We start from the raw sequence: 16,972 nt of genomic DNA on the forward strand, positions 1-16,972 counted from the left end.
TCCGCCCTGTAACCGAACGCCGGCTCTGCGCGTCAGATCAGGCAGGAGGTGTAAAAAAATGAGAAAGATGGTTGTAGCGCTGGCGTTTGCCGTGGTGCTGAGCGGATGCTTTGATGAAGAATTGGGGCTGAAGGAACCGCAGGCTGCTGTGACCGACAGTGACGGATGGACGGAGAGCCCTGTGTTTACGGCAGGGAATTATAAAATGCGCGGCATTGAAGGCAAGGTCGCGTACATAGATGCGACGATAACTTCGGACGGGCAGAAGCTGATGTGGCATTTCTGGGGCGATCCGAAGGCGCTGACCGGGTCGTTTCGCGTCGTGGCGGTGAGCAAGGAGACCGGCGCGCAGACGGAGGTCTTCCAAGGGCTCTTGGGCGGCCCGCTGAACGGCGCGACGGCGCACGCCCCGTCGCTGGTGAAATTGCCGGGGAAAGGGATCTGGCGGCTCGATGTGTACGTTGGGGAAAAAGCGGATACTCACTATGGGAGCATTGTGATCCATGTATAACTGAACAGGAGGAGGTGAGAGCAGCGCTCTCGCCTCCTCCTTTTCTTGCGGGCTTGTCATATCTAGCAAGCAAAGTTCATAGAGTAGGGATAAGAACAAGCCAAAAGGAGGCCGGCCGAGATGAAACGGGACGAAGACCGCAAGCGGCGCTTTCGCTACTATACGCTGAATTTTTCCGGGCACAAGGCCCGGACGACGATCGTGACGATGACGCTGGCTGTGGCCGCGTTTGCGATCATCACCGGGATTCTGTCGGTGCAGCTGATCGCGGGCGGCGGGCAGAAGGGCATCGCCGGTCGCATCCTGCACAGCATCTCCGGGCAGTCGCTCGGGACGATGCTCTCCCAGGAGATCCCGATGTTTGCCGCCTCGGTGCCGATGGCGGCGGAGGGCGCTCCCTATCCGAAAAGCATCGCCAGCATGCTGCTCTATGTGTTTACCGATATCGACACCTCCAATCCGCTGACCTTGCTCGGCTATCAGATTCCGGGCATGGCGGTCGCAGATTTCAAACTTTTGACACCCGACCCGGCGTACGACACGCCGCCGTCCGATCATGACTTCGGCGAACTGCCGCCGAACTTGAACCCGAAACCGCGTGAAAAAGTGGAGCCGGTGCAAAGCGACAAGCCCCAGGTGTATGTCTACCATTCGCACAACCGCGAGTCGTTCTTGCCGGACATCGGCAAGACCAACCCGAACCTCGCATACGACGGGGTGAAGAACATCGAGCAGGCCGGCAAATGGCTGCTTGGCGAACTGCAGACCGCCGGGATTCAAGGGATGCAGACGACGGAGGACTATTGGCAGTTCCCGTTTGATGATGCGTATGACTACTCGCGCAAAACGGTGCAACAGGTGCTTGGCGAGCAGAAAGACCTCAAGCTGGTCTATGACATTCACCGCGACGCGGGCGAGCGCGAAGCGACAACGCGCAAAGTGAACGGCGAAGAGTACGCGGCGGTGTACTGGATCGTCGGCGGCGGCAACCCGAACTACAAACAGAATGCGGAAGTCGCCGCCAAGCTGGACGGCTACCTGAAAACGATGTACCCGGGGCTGTCCCGCGGGGTCTGGGCGCGGCCGTACAATGCGAATTTTGACACGCGCTACAACCAGGACCTCAGCCCGAACATGGTGCTGATCGAAATCGGCGGTCCGTACAACACGCTGGCCGAAGTGGAGCGCACGTCCAAAGCGCTGGCCAAGGTGACCGAAGCGTATCTGAAAGATTTGCAAGAATCGGACTCCGGCGTGACGGTGGAGGAAGCACCGGCGCAGAAGTAGGCCGGGAAGCAGGGTATAGAGGCAGCTTTTGACTGGGGATACTGATGTACCAAGGGATGAGAGAGGAGCTGAGCAGACGTTGAAAAACGCAATCGAACAAACCGCGCTGTACGGCGTGCTGCTGGTGCTGCTGGCACTGATGGTGCTGTTTGGCATTGCGACGGCGGAAAAAGGCGTAAACTCGCTCGTCGGTACGGACGATCCTCAGGCCTTGGCGGTGCAAAGCACGAAGAGCGGCGAGGTCGACCTGAAGATCTTGGGCAAAAACGTCACCGGCACAAAAGTGCCGTGGGCCGATGAGTTGAGCAACTCGCTGGAAGGCCGTGAAAGCGCGGTCGCCGACTCGCTGGACGAACTGTCGATGAACATCGGTAACTGGATGCAGTCCGGGGCGAAGTCGGTGCTCGGGAAGCTGGAAGAGTGGGTGTTGAAGTAGAAGTGAAAACCGGAAGCCAGACAAGCTCTGCAGATCGCTGCGGGGCTTTTTTTCCCGTCTTCAAAAGTTCCCAACATTGTGCTGGTACAGTAGGGGCAAAGGAGGCGAAAAGAATGACAAAACGACTGACGCTGCAGCAGAAAAACTGGCTCTTGACGCTGCACCTCTTGTTTATCGTCGCCTGGATGGGCGGCGCGATGTGCATGCTGGTGCTGGGGATCTACGGATTGAATGTGGAGGAAGGGGAACGGCTGGCCTTTACGTATGAAATCATGCATGTGGTGGATGAGGCGATGCTGAAATACTCGGCGCTGGGGACGCTGCTGACCGGCGTGATCTTGTCGGTGAAAACGCACTGGGGGCTGACCAAGCATTACTGGATCATCGTCAAAGAAGTCGTGACGGCGGGGCTGATATTGCTTGGCATCTTCGGGCTGTCGAACTGGCTCGGGGATGCGGTGCTGATCTCAGGCGCGGAAAAAGCGGGGGCGCTGCAGAACGACGATTTCGTGCTGAACAGCAGACGGCTGGTCGGCGGGGCGGCGATCAACATTCTCTGGATGTTCGCGCTGATCCTCATCTCCTATTTCAAGCCGTGGGGCAAGCGGAAGCAAGGCTGACTTTGACCAGTGGTGCTACCCTGACTTATCGTGTATAATGATGTGCAGTATTCTTTGACACGAATGAAGGAGTGCACTCGATGGACGCCAAGAAACGCCAGGAGAAAATCCGCAATTTCTCGATTATTGCACATATCGACCACGGGAAGTCCACGCTGGCTGACCGTATATTGGAATATACCGGCGCGATCACATCTCGCGAGATGCAAGATCAGCTGCTCGATAACATGGACATTGAGCGCGAGCGCGGCATCACGATCAAATTGCAATCGGTACGCTTGAACTACAAGGCGAAAGACGGGGAAGAGTATATTCTTCACCTGATCGACACGCCGGGACACGTCGACTTCACCTATGAAGTCTCGCGCTCCCTCGCCGCCTGCGAAGGCGCTCTGCTCGTCGTCGACGCGGCGCAGGGCATCGAAGCGCAGACGCTGGCTAACGTCTATCTGGCGCTGGACAACGATCTGGAGATCGTGCCGGTCGTCAACAAGATCGACCTGCCGTCCGCCGAGCCGGACCGCGTGAAGCAGGAGATCGAAGACGTGATCGGCCTCGACGCCTCGGACGCGGTGCTCGCATCGGCGAAGGCAGGCATCGGCATCGCAGAGATCCTCGAGCAGATCGTGGAGAAAGTCCCGGCTCCGCAAGGCGACCCGGACGCGCCGCTGCAGGCGCTGATCTTCGACTCGCATTTTGACCCGTACAAAGGCGTCATCGTGCAAATCCGGATCGTAAGCGGCACCTTGAAGGCGGGCATGAAAGTCCGGATGATGGCGACCGGCGCCGAGTACGAAGTGGTGGAGTGCGGCATGCTGTCGCCGCGTGCGACGCCGGTTGACGCCCTGATGGTCGGCGATGTCGGCTACTTCCACGCCTCGATCAAAAACGTGCGCGACACCCGTGTCGGCGACACGGTCACCCTGGTCGAAGCACCGGCGAGCGAAGCATTGCCGGGCTACCGCGGGATCAACCCGATGGTGTTCTGCGGCCTCTATCCGGTCGACACCGGCGAATACAACGACCTGCGCGACGCGCTGGAGAAGATGGAGCTGAACGACGCGGCGCTGAAATACGAGCCGGAGACGTCGACAGCGCTCGGCTTTGGCTTCCGCTGCGGCTTCCTCGGCCTGCTGCACATGGAAGTCATCCAAGAGCGTCTGGAGCGCGAGTTCGACCTGACGCTGATCACGACGGCACCGTCTGTCGTCTACCACGTCTACACCACCAGCGGCGAGAAGATCGACATCGACAACCCGTCGAAAATGCCGGATGTGCAGCGCATCGAACGCATCGAAGAGCCGTACGTGAAAGCATCGGTCATCGTGCCGAAAGACTTTGTCGGCACCGTGATGGAGCTCTGTCAGGAGAAGCGCGGCAACTTCATCGACATGACCTACCTCGACGCGACCCGCGTCACGCTGGTCTACGAAGTGCCGCTGACCGAGATCGTCTATGACTTCTTCGACCGTCTGAAGTCGAGCACGAAAGGCTATGCGTCGTTCGATTACGAGCTGATCGGCTACCGAGAGTCGCAGCTGGTGAAGATGGACGTGCTCCTGAACGGCGAATCGATCGACGCCCTGTCGATCATCGTCCACAAGGACAAAGCATACGGCCGCGGCCGCTCACTGTGCGAGAAGCTGAAAGAACTGATCCCGCGCCAGATGTTCGAAGTGCCGATCCAAGCGGCGATCGGGCAGAAGGTCATCGCCCGGGAAACGATCAAAGCGATCCGCAAGAACGTTCTTGCCAAGTGTTACGGCGGCGACATCTCGCGCAAACGCAAGCTGCTGGAGAAACAAAAAGAAGGTAAAAAACGCATGAAGCAAGTCGGCTCTGTCGAAGTACCGCAAGAAGCATTTATGGCGGTCTTGAAGATCGACTAGCTTTGTAGGCAAGAGACGCTCCTTAAGCGGAGCGTCTTTTTGTCTGAAATGCGGGGAATCTTCTGAAAATTACCGTCCGGCAGCCGCCGGCAGAACTGGATTCTGGCTGCGATGTGCCCTATAATATTCCGTAACGGTTAGGGAAAGGGGATCACCCACGATGGCTGAACAAGAAAAACGCGTGATGGACAAGCAGCAGATTGATGAGATGTTGCGTTACATAGAGGACTTGATGGCGGAAGAAAATTACGAGAAAGCGCAGGACGTGCTGCACACGGCGATGCGCTCCGACTTTTATGACATCCGCATCTACGAGCGCTATTCGTTTGTCCTGCGCATGATGGATCTGGACAAAGGCGCCGAAGTGTTCGAATACTGCGTGATGAATCCGGGCGACCCGGAAGCGTTTTACAAAGTGGCGCACACGCTGATGGCCGACCAGCAGTTTGGTCCGGCGCTGAACCCGCTGTCCCGCGTCATCGAGCTGGTGCCGATGGCGGCGAACGCGATCTTCGAGCTGGGCTACTGCCTGATGAAGGAGTTCCATCTGGAAGCTGCTGTGGAGCATTTCAAACACGCGCACGAGATGGCGCCGTCGCCGAACACGGCGTTTTACGTCGGCTACATCTCCATGCTGCTCAAAGACATCGACGCGACGAAAGCGGTCGTGCCGTTTATCGAAGAGGAGTATCAAAAAGCGGCGCAGGAGCCGGTCACGCTGAACATCCTCAAAGGCATGATCGAGCGCTATGAAGCGTTCCCGCCGCGCGACAACAATTTGCGCGACTGGCACTTTGTACAGTACGGCACGCCGTTGTTGCGCCTGTCTGACGAAGATCTGGAGAAGCAGACCGACCTGAACGGCCGCTATGTGTTTATCAACTACGGTTTCCTGAACGTGGCGATCGTGCTGGAGACGTTCCGCCGCATGGTACAGGAAGTGCCGGGCTTCACGAAATTTGACTACATCGTGCCGACTTCGATGACGGCCGCCCCGGTCGCATTTGCGCTGTCCGAGATGCTCGGCGTGCAGCTCGCCAACCCGCAAGCGCTGGAATCGCCGATGAAAGGGCTCGTCGTCGCGACGTGGACGAACGAAGTGGACATGATCGCGCCGCGCATCGCTGGCAACCCCAATGTCACCTTGTTCTCATTTGCGCTTGGCTTCACCCAGCAGGCAGGCTTGTGCCCGGAAATGGTCGGCTACCTCGACCAGGCGCACCGCATGCCGTGGGAAGAGACGGTACAGGTGACGGAGGAGGGCGAACGCAAGCATCGCCCGGCGATGACGGCGCCGCCGGAAGTGATCGGACATGCGATCCTCGACCGCCTGGAAGCGGTCAATCAGGCGGAGCTCGACCGCGTGATCACGTACTACAAAGAGCGCGCCCATCTCCTGAAGGTCGGCGAGAACATCAACGCGCCGCGCCTCGGCTTCCAGATCGAGTCGCCGGTGCAGTCGCTGCGGATGTTTGTGTAAGGTGCAGAAGCAGATGCGCGTTTCTTCTTTGTACGTACACATTCCGTTTTGCGCGTCGAAATGCTACTACTGCGATTTCAACTCCTATGTCTCGACGTCCGACGTGATGGACCGCTATCTGGACGGTCTGGATCGCGAGATGGAGCTGGTCGCCGCCGCCTATGATCATGAGCCGCTGCAAACGGTGTTTTTCGGCGGGGGGACGCCGACGATGTTTGACGCCCGGCAGACTGAGCGGATGATGCAGATGCTGCACCGCCACTTTCCGCTGCGCGAGGGCGTGGAGATCTCCGTCGAAGCCAATCCGGGCACGGTCGATCCCGACAAGCTGAGCGTGCTGAAAGACCACGGCGCGAACCGGCTGAGCTTCGGTGTGCAGAGCTTCGAGAACGACCTGCTGGTCAAGCTCGGGCGGCTGCACGACCGCGATGCCGTCTACCGGTCGTGGGAACTGGCCCGCCAGGCCGGGTTCAACTCGATCAACCTCGATCTGATGTTCGGCCTGCCCGGACAGACGCTGGAAGCGCTCGACCGCACGCTGCGGGCGCTGATCGATCTCGGGCCGGAACACGTGTCGTCCTATTCGCTCAAAGTCGAGGAAGGCACTCCGTTCTACACGTGGCACAACCGGGGGCAACTGATCCTGCCGCCGGAGGAGGAAGAGACGCAGATGTACCAGATGGTGATCGACGGCTTCCGCGGCGCGGGCTATGAGATGTATGAGATCTCCAACTTCGCCAAGCCGGGGCACCGCTCGCGCCACAATCAGGTCTACTGGCGCAACGAGCCGTACATGGCGGTCGGCTCGGGCGCACACGGCTATGTCGGCGGCCTGCGCTACATCAATCAGAAAAATGTGCCGGAGTACATCGAGACCACCGTGCAAGGCGGCCGCCCCGTCGTCGAGCAGGAAGTGATCGACGAGCGGATGCAGCAGGAAGACACGATGATCCTCGGCCTGCGCCTGATGGAAGGCGTCTCCTTCGCCCGCTTCCGGGACAAGCACGGCGTGGCGATGCAAGACGTGTTCGGGGACATCCTCCTCCGCTTTGAAAAATTGGGCCTGCTGCAGGTCGACGCCGCCGGGGTGCGCCTGACGCAGCAGGGCATCTTTTTGGCGAACGAGGTGTACGCGGCGTTTTTGGAATAAGGGGAGAAGCGCTCGGCACGGGAGAGGGGAAGCAACATGGCATTCGGGAAGTTTCCGGAAAAATCGTGGTCGCACTCGCGCGATCAGTTTTTTCAGGAATGTCCGCGCAAGTATTACTATCACTACTACGGCTCGCACAACGGGTGGCGGGCCGATGCGCCGCTGGAAGCGCAGACGCTGTACCGGCTGAAAAACCTGCTCAACCTCTATCTCTACTTTGGCGAAACGCTGCACGGCGTCGCCGAGATGTACATCAACCATTGGGAGCAAAAAGGCGTCGGCTTTCTGCGCGACGAGCTGTACCACCGCATCCGCAATCTGCTCAACCAGGCGTTTGTGGAATCGCGCGATGAAGCGCAGTGGTGGGAAGCGCCGAAACGGCGGAAGATGTTTGCGGAGATGTATTACTCGGAGGACAAGCAGCTGCCGAAGCATGGGGTCGGGGAGATCAAGAAGCGGATGGACATCTGCCTCGATCACTTTCTGCAGTGCGCAAGCCTGTATGAGGTGATCCGTAACCCGGAGTACCGGCTGGTCGAGTCGGAGCGTCTGAACACCTTTTTTGTGCAGGGAAACAAGGTCTATGTCAAACTCGACGCCTTGTATCGGCATGAGGGCGGGCAGTACGTGATCATCGACTGGAAGACGGGGCTTGAAGATGAGCGCATCGACGAACAGTTGCAGCTCTACGCCTACTACCTGCACCGGGAGCTGGGTGCTCCGTTGGAGCAGATCGAGATCCGCACGGAGTATTTGCTGCAGGGCAAGTGCCAGAAGGACACGGTCGACGCAGCGGGGCTGGAAGCGATCGAACAGAAGATCGTCGACAGCGCGCTGGAGATGGACTTGATGCTGCTCGACGTTCAAGCCAACCAGCCGCGGCCGGAGCAGGATTTCCGTCCGGCGCTGGAGCCGCGCAGCTGCCGGTATTGCAACTATCGCAAAGTGTGCACCGTTCGCCACAAATAAAAGCAGACAGGCTGTCTAGGCGGCCTGTCTGCTTCTTTGTTTGCCGCGCCCGATCCACCATTTGAGCAGAGGCGGGACGGCGAACATGATGAAGAAAATGCGGAACAGCTGGTAGGCCGTGACCATCGACAGGTCGGCATGCACCAGCGCTGCGGTGATGCCCATCTCGGCGATGCCGCCGGGGGCGGTGGCGAGGAAGCCGGTCGTCACGCCCATGCCGGTCAGCTGTGACAAGACGATGCCGAGCAGCAGAGAGAACAGGACGAGCACGACAGACGACAGCACGGTGAACGCGGTCAGGCGCTTGATGTTGCCGAGGCTCTGCACGTTCATCTGCAGGCCGATGTGCACGCCGATCAGCAGCTGGGCGACGGTGATCGCGCCGCCGGGCAGCTGCGGTGCAGGCAGGCCGATCAGCACGATGAGGGCGGTAAAGATCAGCGGCCCGGTCAGCACGGCGGCAGGCAGCTTGATCTGTTTGCCCGCCCAGGCCCCAAACAGGGCGACCAGCACATAGCACGGATAGGCGTACCACGGGATGGCAGGCAGGACCGGCAAGCTCTGGGTCAGCATGGCGTTGAGCGGCATGTCGAGATCGTCAGCCAGCCCGTGCACGGCGAGAAACGGCACGATGAAGATCACGCCGAGCAAGCGGATCATCTGCATGAACGTGACCACCGTCGCGTCGACGTCTTCGATTTCCTCCGAGACGAGCACCATCTGGGTCAGCCCGCCCGGCACGTTGCCGAACACGCCGCTGTATACGCCGACCCCTGCACCTTTGGCAACCCAATAGCCGAGCGTGCAGGAGAAAAAGACGGTCAGGGCGGTGACCACCGCCATCGACGGCAGGTGATGGAGGATCTGCCAGCCCGTCTCCCGCGTGATCGAAGCGCCGAGCATGTAGCCGAGCACAAGCGACGACAGATCGCGGAAAAAGGGCGGCCAGTAGAGCTGGCGTTTGCTGATCAGCTGCCAGATCATCACGAACGACAGCGGGCCGAGCATCCACGGCAGCGGGATCTGGATCAAAGTGAACAATGCGCCGCCGGCAAGAGCAATGGCCAGCGTTTCGAAAAAGGAGACGGCCCGCGGCTGTGCAGAGTTGGTCATAGGCGGCACCTCCCCGGAACGGTGTTGTATCTTCTTACTGTACATGATCTCACAAAAAATTACACCGTCTCCGTTGACAACGGAAGCGCGTTTTTGCTACATTCATTATAGAAATTAGCACTCGGTCACTCTGAGTGCTAACAACAAAGGAGACTGGGCCATCATGTTGACGGACCGCCAGAAAATCATTTTACAAATACTCGTAGATGATTACATTCTTACGGCTGAACCGGTTGGCTCCCGTACCATCTCCAAACGGCCGGATGTGTCGATTTCTCCTGCCACCATTCGCAACGAAATGGCAGACCTGGAGGAATTGGGGTACTTGGAACAGCCGCATACGTCAGCCGGGCGCATTCCTTCGCAAAAAGGATACCGCTTTTATGTGGATCATCTGCTCACGCCGTCAGATGCGGAGCCTGCGTACAGCTCGAACGATCTGCGCATGGAATTCCTGCAGAAGATCGATCAGATGGAGCAGGTGGTGCAGCAGTCGGCCACGATCTTGTCGTCGCTGACCAATTATACATCGATCGTGCTCGGTCCGAAGCTGATGTCCGCCAAGCTGCGCCAGATTCAGTTGGTGCCCTTGCAGGACCGCAAGGCGGTCGCGATCATCGTCATGGACAACGGGCATGTGGAGAACCGCATGGTCTCGATCCCGGACGGGATCGCCGTCGAGTCGATCACCAATTACATCGAGCTCTTGAACCGCAAGCTGGTCGGTGTTCCGATGCCGGAGCTGAAGGCCCGCCTGCACACAGAGATCGCGCAGGAGCTGCAGCGCTACTCGCAGCAGTTTGACTCGGCGATGATGCTGTTCGATCAGATGACCGAAGTGCAGGACACCGAACAGTCCAAACTGTATCTGGGCGGCACGACGATGATCATGAACCAGCCGGAGTTCCGCACGGTGGAGAAGCTGAAGCCGCTGCTCGACATGTTTGAGCAGACGGAAGATCTGGTGCGCCTCGTCGACCCGGCCCATCACAAACCGGGGATACAGATCCGCATCGGTGCGGAAAATGACCACGAGACGTTCCACAACTGCTCGCTGATCACCGCCGCCTACACATTAGACGGCAAGCCGGTCGGCACGATCGGCGTCGTCGGACCTACGCGGATGGACTACGCGCGGACGATTATGGTGATGCAGGGCTTGGCGAACAATCTATCCGCCTTGCTTCAGCATCTGTATAAATAGATGTCGCGTGTCCATACTTGATACGTGCCGTTTTGCTAGTTGTTGTTGCAAATCAATAGGGAAGGCCAACCGCTTTCCCTTCTTTTAAATAAGGAGATGTCCCGATGAGTCAGACCCCTGGCAGTCCGAAAGCAAGCGAACAAGACGAGCGCTTATCCGCACTCTATTCGAACACCACGGCTGTTCGGGCGATTGCATCGGCTGTCGAAGGCACGATCGGCCCTAAAGGGCTCGATACGATGCTCGTCGACACGCAAGGCAACGTGATCATCACCAATGACGGCGTGACCATCTTAAACAAGATGGAGGTCGTCCACCCCGCCGCGAAAATGCTGATCAACGTCGCATCCGCCCAGCAGGAGGAGATCGGCGACGGAACGACCACGGCGACGCTGCTCGCTGCCGCCCTGCTGCAGGAAGGCGTAGCTCAGGTTGAGCGCGGCGTGCCGGTGACACGGGTGATCGAAGGCATTCAAGAAGGCGTGCAGGTAGCGCTGGAACGGATGCAAAGCCGGGCCCGGACGCTCGAAGAGCTGGACGGGGATGTGCTGTATCAGGTGGCGATGGTGGCAGGGCGCGAGCATCAGGATATCGCGCGCCTCGTCACCGAATCGGCCGGCCTGATCGGATACGACAAGCTGCGCAGAAGCGAGTTTCGCCTCGCCGACAGCGTGATGGCTGCCGTCGGCGCACAGTCGCAAGTGTTTCAAGGCGCGGTGATCGACAAGCAGCGCATGTCGCCGCAGATGCCCGACCGCGTGGAACGCGCGCAAGTGCTGATCATCGATGATGAGCTGGACGCGGAAGAGCTGGACAGCGAAGCGTTGGGCACCGAAGCCGGTTTTCTCTTGTACCGGCAATATAAAGATCAGTTCAGAGCCAACTTGGAACGGCTGGTCGCAGCGGGCGTGACCGCTGTGTTTACCGACCGGGGAGTGTCTCCTGTCGCGGAAGAAGTGCTGGGCGAAGCGGGCGTGATGATCGTGCAGCGCGTGGCCTCAAAAGACCTGCGCAAGATCGCCGAACATACGGGCGCACGACCGGTCAAACGCACCGGGATCGCCAAGGAGACAACGGAACTACATAAGTTTTTGGGCTTTGCAGAACTGATCTACGAAGATGAGCGCATGGAGAACATCCGCATCGTCGGAGGCGCGGGCAAGCCGATGGCGACGATCCTGATCGGCGCTTCCACCGAAGAGGTGGTCGGCGAGCGGCTGCGCATCGCCAAAGATGCCGCAGCGTCCGTCCAGGCGGCCGTGCGCGGCGGCGTGGTGCCGGGCGGCGGCGCGATCGAGCTGTGGGCGGCGCGCGAAGTGGAGAAGCGGCGGGAGACGGTGCGCGGCATGACCGGATTCGGCGTCGAAGCGGTGGCGCGCGCCTTGCGCCGCCCGATGACGCAGATCGTGCAGAACGCCGGCTTCAACCCGCTGGAAAAAGTGGAAGAAGCGAACGTGGCGCAGATCGAGCAGAGTTCGGACGCGTTGGCGATCGACTGCGAAGACGGCTCGGTGGCCGATATGCTGCACAGCGGCGTCTATGACCCGACGCCGGTCAAACTGCATGCCTTGCAGGCGGCCGGCGAAGTGACGGTGGCGATCATGCGCATCCACACGATCATCCGGATGAAGGATGAATCGGCACAAGAAGACTAACGCCGTGTTTACCACGTGAAGGAGGATGAAAATGGAGCAAGAGAACCAGAACCTGCAGGATGATGCGGTGGAAACCGAATCTTCGCAAGCAGCACATGCAGATGAGAACGCAGCAGCGCCGGAAACGGATGCGCGCACCCGCGAAGAGCTGATCGCCGAAGTGGCGCGGCTGACGACGGAAGCGGAGGACTTTAAGACCCGCTACCTGCGCGCCCAAGCCGATTTTGACAACTTCCGCCGCAGAAGCCGTCAGGAAAAAGACGAGTTTGCCGCCTATGCCAACGTGAAGCTGATCGAGGAGCTGCTCCCCGTGCTCGACACGTTTGAGATGGCGATGAAAACGAACGCGGAGACCGATGTCAAGTCGCTGCTCACCGGCGTCGAGATGGTCTTCCGCCAGCTGACCGGCGCGCTGGAGAAACAAGGCTTGTCTGCGATCGAAGCGGTCGGCCAGCCGTTTGACCCCAACCTGCACGAAGGCATCATGCAGGTCGCGTCTGACGAATATCCGTCCAACACCGTCGTCCAGGAACTGCGCAAAGGCTACAAAGTCAAAGACAAAGTCGTGCGCCCGTCGATGGTGCAAGTCAGCCAATAACACCGTGCACCCATTCCTTTTCATACACCAAACAACAAACGAACTTAACTCACAGGAGGTCTTTTGAATATGAGTAAAGTAATCGGTATCGACCTTGGCACCACCAACTCTTGCGTTGCAGTTATGGAAGGCGGCGAACCGGTCGTCATCCCGAATGCGGAAGGCAACCGCACCACCCCGTCCGTGCTGTCGATGAAAAACGGCGAGCGCATGGTCGGCGACGTGGCGAAGCGCCAAGCGGTGACCAACCCGGACACCGTCATGTCTGTCAAGCGTCACATGGGCACCGCCCACAAAGAGACGGTGGAAGGCAAGGACTACACCCCGCAAGAGATCTCCGCGATGATCCTGCAGAAGCTGAAGTCGGATGCAGAAGCGTACCTCGGCGAAAAAGTGACCCAAGCGGTGATCACCGTTCCGGCCTACTTCAACGATTCTCAGCGCCAAGCGACCAAAGACGCCGGTCGCATTGCAGGTCTTGACGTGCTGCGCATCGTCAACGAACCGACCGCAGCAGCGCTGGCGTACGGCCTGGATAAAGAAGACGACCAAACGATCCTGATCTACGACCTCGGCGGCGGCACTTTCGACGTCTCGATCCTCGAACTGGGCGACGGCGTCTTCGAAGTAAAAGCGACTTCCGGCAACAACCAACTGGGCGGCGACGACTTCGACCAGAAGATCATCGACTTCCTCGTCGACGGTTTCAAGAAGGAACACGGCATCGATCTCTCGAAAGACAAGATGGCACTGCAACGCCTGAAAGACGCTGCGGAAAAAGCGAAGAAAGAGCTGTCCGGCGTGGCGCAAACCACGATCTCCCTGCCGTTCATCACTGCAGACGCGAGCGGTCCGAAGCACTTGGAAGTCAACCTGACCCGCGCGAAGTTCGACGAACTGACCGCCGACCTCGTCGAAGCGACGATGGTTCCGACCCGTCAGGCGCTGAAAGACTCCGGCCTGTCTGCTAACCAGATCGACAAAGTCGTGCTCGTCGGCGGTTCCACCCGCATCCCGGCCGTTGTCGAAGCGGTGAAGAAGTTCATCGGCAAAGAGCCGTCCAAAGGCGTCAACCCGGACGAAGTCGTTGCGATCGGCGCAGCGATCCAAGGCGGCGTCCTGACCGGCGAAGTCAAAGACGTGGTACTGCTCGACGTCACTCCGCTGTCGCTCGGCATCGAGACCCAGGGCGGCGTGATGACCCGCATGATCGACCGCAACACCACGATCCCGACCTCCAAGACGCAAGTGTACTCCACGGCGGCCGACAACCAGACCTCCGTTGAGATCCACGTGCTGCAAGGCGAGCGCGAATTCGCACGCGATAACAAGACGCTCGGCCGCTTCATGCTGGGCGACATCCCGCCGGCACCGCGCGGCATCCCGCAGATCGAAGTCACCTTCGACATCGACGCGAACGGCATCGTCAACGTGTCTGCGAAAGACCTCGGCACCGGCAAGATCCAGAAGATCACCATCACTTCGAACACCGGCCTGTCCGATGATGAGATCAACCGCATGGTGAAAGAAGCGGAAGCGAACGCTGACGAAGACAAGAAGCGCCGCGAAGAAGTGGACATCCGCAACAACGCCGACTCCCTCGTCTACCAGACGGAGAAGACGCTGAAAGACCTGGAAGGCAAAGTCGACCAAGCGGACATCGACAACGCCAACGCTGCGAAAGACAAAGTCAAAGCGGCGCTCGAAGGCACCGACACCGAAGCGATCAAATCGGCTTCCGAAGAGCTCGGCAACATCGTGCAGCAGCTGTCGGTGAAACTGTATGAGCAGGCGGCACAGGCACAACAGGCGCAAGGCGGCGGCGCACAAGGCGGCGCAGCTCAGAACGACAACGTGGTTGACGCCGACTACGAAGTTGTTGACGAAGATAAGAAATGAGTGAGTGCTCGTGAGTAAACGAGATTTTTACGAAGTGTTGGGCGTCGGCAAAGAAGCGACGCCCGATGAGATCAAGAAAGCATACCGCAAAGCGGCCAGGCAATACCACCCGGACGTCAACAAAGACGATCCGAGCGCAGCCGACAAGTTCAAAGAAGTGACCGAAGCGTACGAAGTGCTGTCCGACAGCGACAAGCGCGCCCGTTATGACCGCTTTGGTCATCAGGACCCGAATGCGTTTGGCGGCGGCGGTGCAGACGGCTTCGGCGGCGGCTTTGGCGACATTTTTGACATGTTCTTCGGCGGCGGTGGCGGCGGGCGGCAGAGAGGCGGCCCGCAGCGCGGCCAGGACCTGCAGTTCCAGATGCAGATCGACTTCAAAGAAGCGGCGTTTGGCGCAGATAAAGAAGTCGAGATCCCGCGCTGGGAAGAGTGCGACACCTGCCAAGGCTCCGGCGCCAAGCCGGGCACGAACGTCTCGCAGTGCGGCACCTGCCACGGCTCCGGCCAGCAGGAGCAGGTGATCTCCACGCCGCTCGGCCGGATGGTCAACCGCACGACCTGCCGCACCTGCGGCGGTTCGGGGAAAAAGATCGAGCAGCGCTGCGGCACCTGCCACGGCGAAGGGAAAGTCCGCAAGCGCCGCAAGATCAAAGTCAACATTCCGGCCGGCGTCGATTCCGGCAACCGCATCCGCATTCCGGGCGCGGGCGAGATGGGGCAAAAAGGCGGCCCGCAAGGCGACCTGTTCATCGTCTTCGTGGTGCGCGACCATGACTTCTTCGAGCGCGACGGCGAAGATGTGCACTGCCAGGTGCCGGTGACCTTTGTGCAAGCGGCGCTCGGCGATGAGATCGAAGTGCCGACGATCGACGGCAAGGTGAAGATGAAGATCCCGCCGGGCACCCAGTCTGGCAAAGTGTTCCGCCTGCGCGGGCACGGGATTCCGTATCTGAACCGCAACAACACGCGCGGTGACCAGCATGTGCATGTGGTCGTGGTTACCCCGACCAACCTGAACGACAAGCAAAAGGACCTCTTGCGCGAACTGGCCGCCTCGATGGGCGAAGAGACGCACGAGCAGGAACGCTCGCTGTTCGAACGGTTGAAATCAGCTTTTTTAGGCGACTGATCTTTCCATCCACAGGAGAGGAGGATGCTCCGATTTTGGGGCATCCTATCACCTGTGGATTTTCACATGAGGAGGACGTTTTTATGAAGTGGGCTGAAGTACAAGTCTCCACCACGCAAGAGGTGATCGAAGCGGTTTCGGCGATTCTGGAGCGATACGGCGCGACGGGCGTCGTCATCGAGGACAGCAGCGACTTGACCCGCACGTGGGAAGATCGCTATGGCGAAATCTACGGGCTGAACCCGGCCGATTTTCCGGAATCGGGCGTGCGTGTGAAGGCGTATGTCTCGCTGGAGACGTGGCAGGAAGCGATGCTTGCGGAGATTCAGGCGGAAGTGACCGCCTTGGCCGAACTCGGGCTCGACCCGGCGCCGGGTCTCGTGACAGTTCGCATCGCCGATGAGGAAGAATGGGCGGATGAGTGGAAAAAATACTACCATCCGGTGCGCGTGACCGAGCGCTTGACGATCAAGCCGACGTGGGAGGAATATGTGCCGGAGCGCGAGGATGAGATCATCATCGAGCTCGACCCGGGCATGGCGTTTGGCACCGGCACGCACCCGACGACCGCGCTGTGCATGCGCACGCTGGAGCGCGTCCTCAAGCCGGGCGACACCGTCGTCGATGTCGGCGCCGGAACGGGCATCCTTTCCATCGCCTGCGCGAAGCTGGGGGCAGAGCGGGTGCTGGCGCTCGACCTCGACCCGGTGGCGGTGCAAGTCGCCGGCGAAAACATCGAGCTGAACGGCGAGAGCGGGAAAGTCACCGTCCGCGCCAACGACCTGCTGCAAGGCGTGACCGAGCGATTCGACGTGGTCGTCGCGAACATCCTGGCCGAGATCATCCTGCTGATGATCCCAAGTGCCGCCGCCGTGATGAAAGAGAACGCCACCTTGATCACGTCGGGCATCATCAAGGAGAAGGCCGAACTGGTGCGCACCGCCTTGCAGGAGCACGGCTTTGCCATCACCGATACGATCACCGAAGAAGACTGGGTTGCGCTCGTGGCCAAACTCGAGAGGAGCTGAG

At 59.6% G+C, this 16,972-nt stretch carries 15 protein-coding genes; 14 read left to right on the plus strand and 1 reads right to left on the minus strand.

Translation table 11 applies throughout. The features are described from left to right. Positions 1-58 precede the first annotated feature (58 nt). From EV586_RS15250 to EV586_RS15285, 8 genes are all read left to right on the plus strand, one after another. Positions 59-511, plus strand: a complete 453-nt coding sequence (locus EV586_RS15250; RefSeq protein WP_132945982.1) for a DUF4871 domain-containing protein — start codon at positions 59-61, stop codon at positions 509-511. 120 nt (positions 512-631) lie between these two features. After that, positions 632-1,798: a stage II sporulation protein P gene (gene spoIIP / locus EV586_RS15255; protein ID WP_132945983.1), complete on the plus strand. Its 1,167-nt coding sequence runs from the start codon at positions 632-634 to the stop codon at positions 1,796-1,798. A 79-nt stretch (positions 1,799-1,877) separates the two neighbouring features. Further along, positions 1,878-2,234, plus strand: coding sequence for a DUF3679 domain-containing protein (locus tag EV586_RS15260; RefSeq protein WP_132945984.1), 357 nt, complete (start codon positions 1,878-1,880; stop codon positions 2,232-2,234). Positions 2,235-2,347: 113 nt separating this feature from the next. Further along, complete coding sequence (locus EV586_RS15265) at positions 2,348-2,854, plus strand: hypothetical protein (protein ID WP_132945985.1); 507 nt, start codon at positions 2,348-2,350, stop codon at positions 2,852-2,854. A gap of 80 nt (positions 2,855-2,934) precedes the next feature. Beyond that, positions 2,935-4,743: a translation elongation factor 4 gene (lepA, locus tag EV586_RS15270; protein ID WP_132945986.1), complete on the plus strand. Its 1,809-nt coding sequence runs from the start codon at positions 2,935-2,937 to the stop codon at positions 4,741-4,743. Positions 4,744-4,903: 160 nt separating this feature from the next. Further along, a complete protein-coding gene (locus tag EV586_RS15275; protein WP_132945987.1) occupies positions 4,904-6,223 on the plus strand; it encodes a tetratricopeptide repeat protein in 1,320 nt (439 codons plus the stop codon). Positions 6,224-6,236: 13 nt separating this feature from the next. Next, entirely contained in the window at positions 6,237-7,373 is a 1,137-nt protein-coding gene (gene hemW, locus EV586_RS15280) for a radical SAM family heme chaperone HemW (RefSeq protein ID WP_132945988.1), read from the plus strand. A gap of 36 nt (positions 7,374-7,409) precedes the next feature. Further along, positions 7,410-8,342, plus strand: a complete 933-nt coding sequence (locus EV586_RS15285; RefSeq protein WP_132945989.1) for a PD-(D/E)XK nuclease family protein — start codon at positions 7,410-7,412, stop codon at positions 8,340-8,342. 15 nt (positions 8,343-8,357) lie between these two features. Here EV586_RS15285 and EV586_RS15290 read toward each other — a convergent pair whose 3' ends face one another. Next, positions 8,358-9,455: an AbrB family transcriptional regulator gene (locus EV586_RS15290; RefSeq protein WP_165898633.1), complete on the minus strand. Its 1,098-nt coding sequence runs from the start codon at positions 9,453-9,455 to the stop codon at positions 8,358-8,360. A 163-nt stretch (positions 9,456-9,618) separates the two neighbouring features. Here EV586_RS15290 and hrcA point away from each other — a divergent pair, with 163 nt between their 5' ends. The 6 genes from hrcA to prmA all read left to right on the plus strand — a co-directional run bounded on the left by hrcA (position 9,619) and on the right by prmA (position 16,971). Continuing rightward, on the plus strand, positions 9,619-10,659 hold the full coding sequence (gene hrcA / locus EV586_RS15295; protein ID WP_132945991.1) for a heat-inducible transcriptional repressor HrcA: 1,041 nt from the start codon (positions 9,619-9,621) through the stop codon (positions 10,657-10,659). Between the two features lie 104 nt (positions 10,660-10,763). Further along, positions 10,764-12,314, plus strand: coding sequence for a TCP-1/cpn60 chaperonin family protein (locus EV586_RS15300; RefSeq protein WP_132945992.1), 1,551 nt, complete (start codon positions 10,764-10,766; stop codon positions 12,312-12,314). Positions 12,315-12,345: 31 nt separating this feature from the next. Beyond that, entirely contained in the window at positions 12,346-12,912 is a 567-nt protein-coding gene (gene grpE / locus EV586_RS15305) for a nucleotide exchange factor GrpE (RefSeq protein WP_243653053.1), read from the plus strand. Positions 12,913-12,981: 69 nt separating this feature from the next. Next, complete coding sequence (gene dnaK, locus EV586_RS15310) at positions 12,982-14,811, plus strand: molecular chaperone DnaK (protein ID WP_132945994.1); 1,830 nt, start codon at positions 12,982-12,984, stop codon at positions 14,809-14,811. A gap of 10 nt (positions 14,812-14,821) precedes the next feature. Beyond that, positions 14,822-15,943 carry a molecular chaperone DnaJ gene (dnaJ, locus tag EV586_RS15315; protein ID WP_132945995.1) on the plus strand — a complete coding sequence of 374 codons (1,122 nt, stop codon included), beginning with the start codon at positions 14,822-14,824 and terminating at the stop codon, positions 15,941-15,943. Positions 15,944-16,026: 83 nt separating this feature from the next. Further along, complete coding sequence (gene prmA / locus EV586_RS15320) at positions 16,027-16,971, plus strand: 50S ribosomal protein L11 methyltransferase (protein WP_132945996.1); 945 nt, start codon at positions 16,027-16,029, stop codon at positions 16,969-16,971. Position 16,972 lies beyond the last annotated feature (1 nt).

This window comes from Tumebacillus sp. BK434 (assembly GCF_004340785.1).
GTDB lineage: Bacteria > Bacillota > Bacilli > Tumebacillales > Tumebacillaceae > Tumebacillus_A.

Coding starts and splice junctions, on each gene's coding strand:
- EV586_RS15250 (WP_132945982.1), top strand. CDS start 59: ATGAGAAAGATGGTTGTAGCGCTGGCGTTTGCCGTGGTGCTGAGCGGA.
- spoIIP (WP_132945983.1), top strand. CDS start 632: ATGAAACGGGACGAAGACCGCAAGCGGCGCTTTCGCTACTATACGCTG.
- EV586_RS15265 (WP_132945985.1), top strand. CDS start 2,348: ATGACAAAACGACTGACGCTGCAGCAGAAAAACTGGCTCTTGACGCTG.
- lepA (WP_132945986.1), top strand. CDS start 2,935: ATGGACGCCAAGAAACGCCAGGAGAAAATCCGCAATTTCTCGATTATT.
- EV586_RS15275 (WP_132945987.1), top strand. CDS start 4,904: ATGGCTGAACAAGAAAAACGCGTGATGGACAAGCAGCAGATTGATGAG.
- hemW (WP_132945988.1), top strand. CDS start 6,237: ATGCGCGTTTCTTCTTTGTACGTACACATTCCGTTTTGCGCGTCGAAA.
- EV586_RS15285 (WP_132945989.1), top strand. CDS start 7,410: ATGGCATTCGGGAAGTTTCCGGAAAAATCGTGGTCGCACTCGCGCGAT.
- EV586_RS15290 (WP_165898633.1), bottom strand. CDS start 9,455: ATGACCAACTCTGCACAGCCGCGGGCCGTCTCCTTTTTCGAAACGCTG.
- hrcA (WP_132945991.1), top strand. CDS start 9,619: ATGTTGACGGACCGCCAGAAAATCATTTTACAAATACTCGTAGATGAT.
- EV586_RS15300 (WP_132945992.1), top strand. CDS start 10,764: ATGAGTCAGACCCCTGGCAGTCCGAAAGCAAGCGAACAAGACGAGCGC.
- grpE (WP_243653053.1), top strand. CDS start 12,346: ATGGAGCAAGAGAACCAGAACCTGCAGGATGATGCGGTGGAAACCGAA.
- dnaK (WP_132945994.1), top strand. CDS start 12,982: ATGAGTAAAGTAATCGGTATCGACCTTGGCACCACCAACTCTTGCGTT.
- prmA (WP_132945996.1), top strand. CDS start 16,027: ATGAAGTGGGCTGAAGTACAAGTCTCCACCACGCAAGAGGTGATCGAA.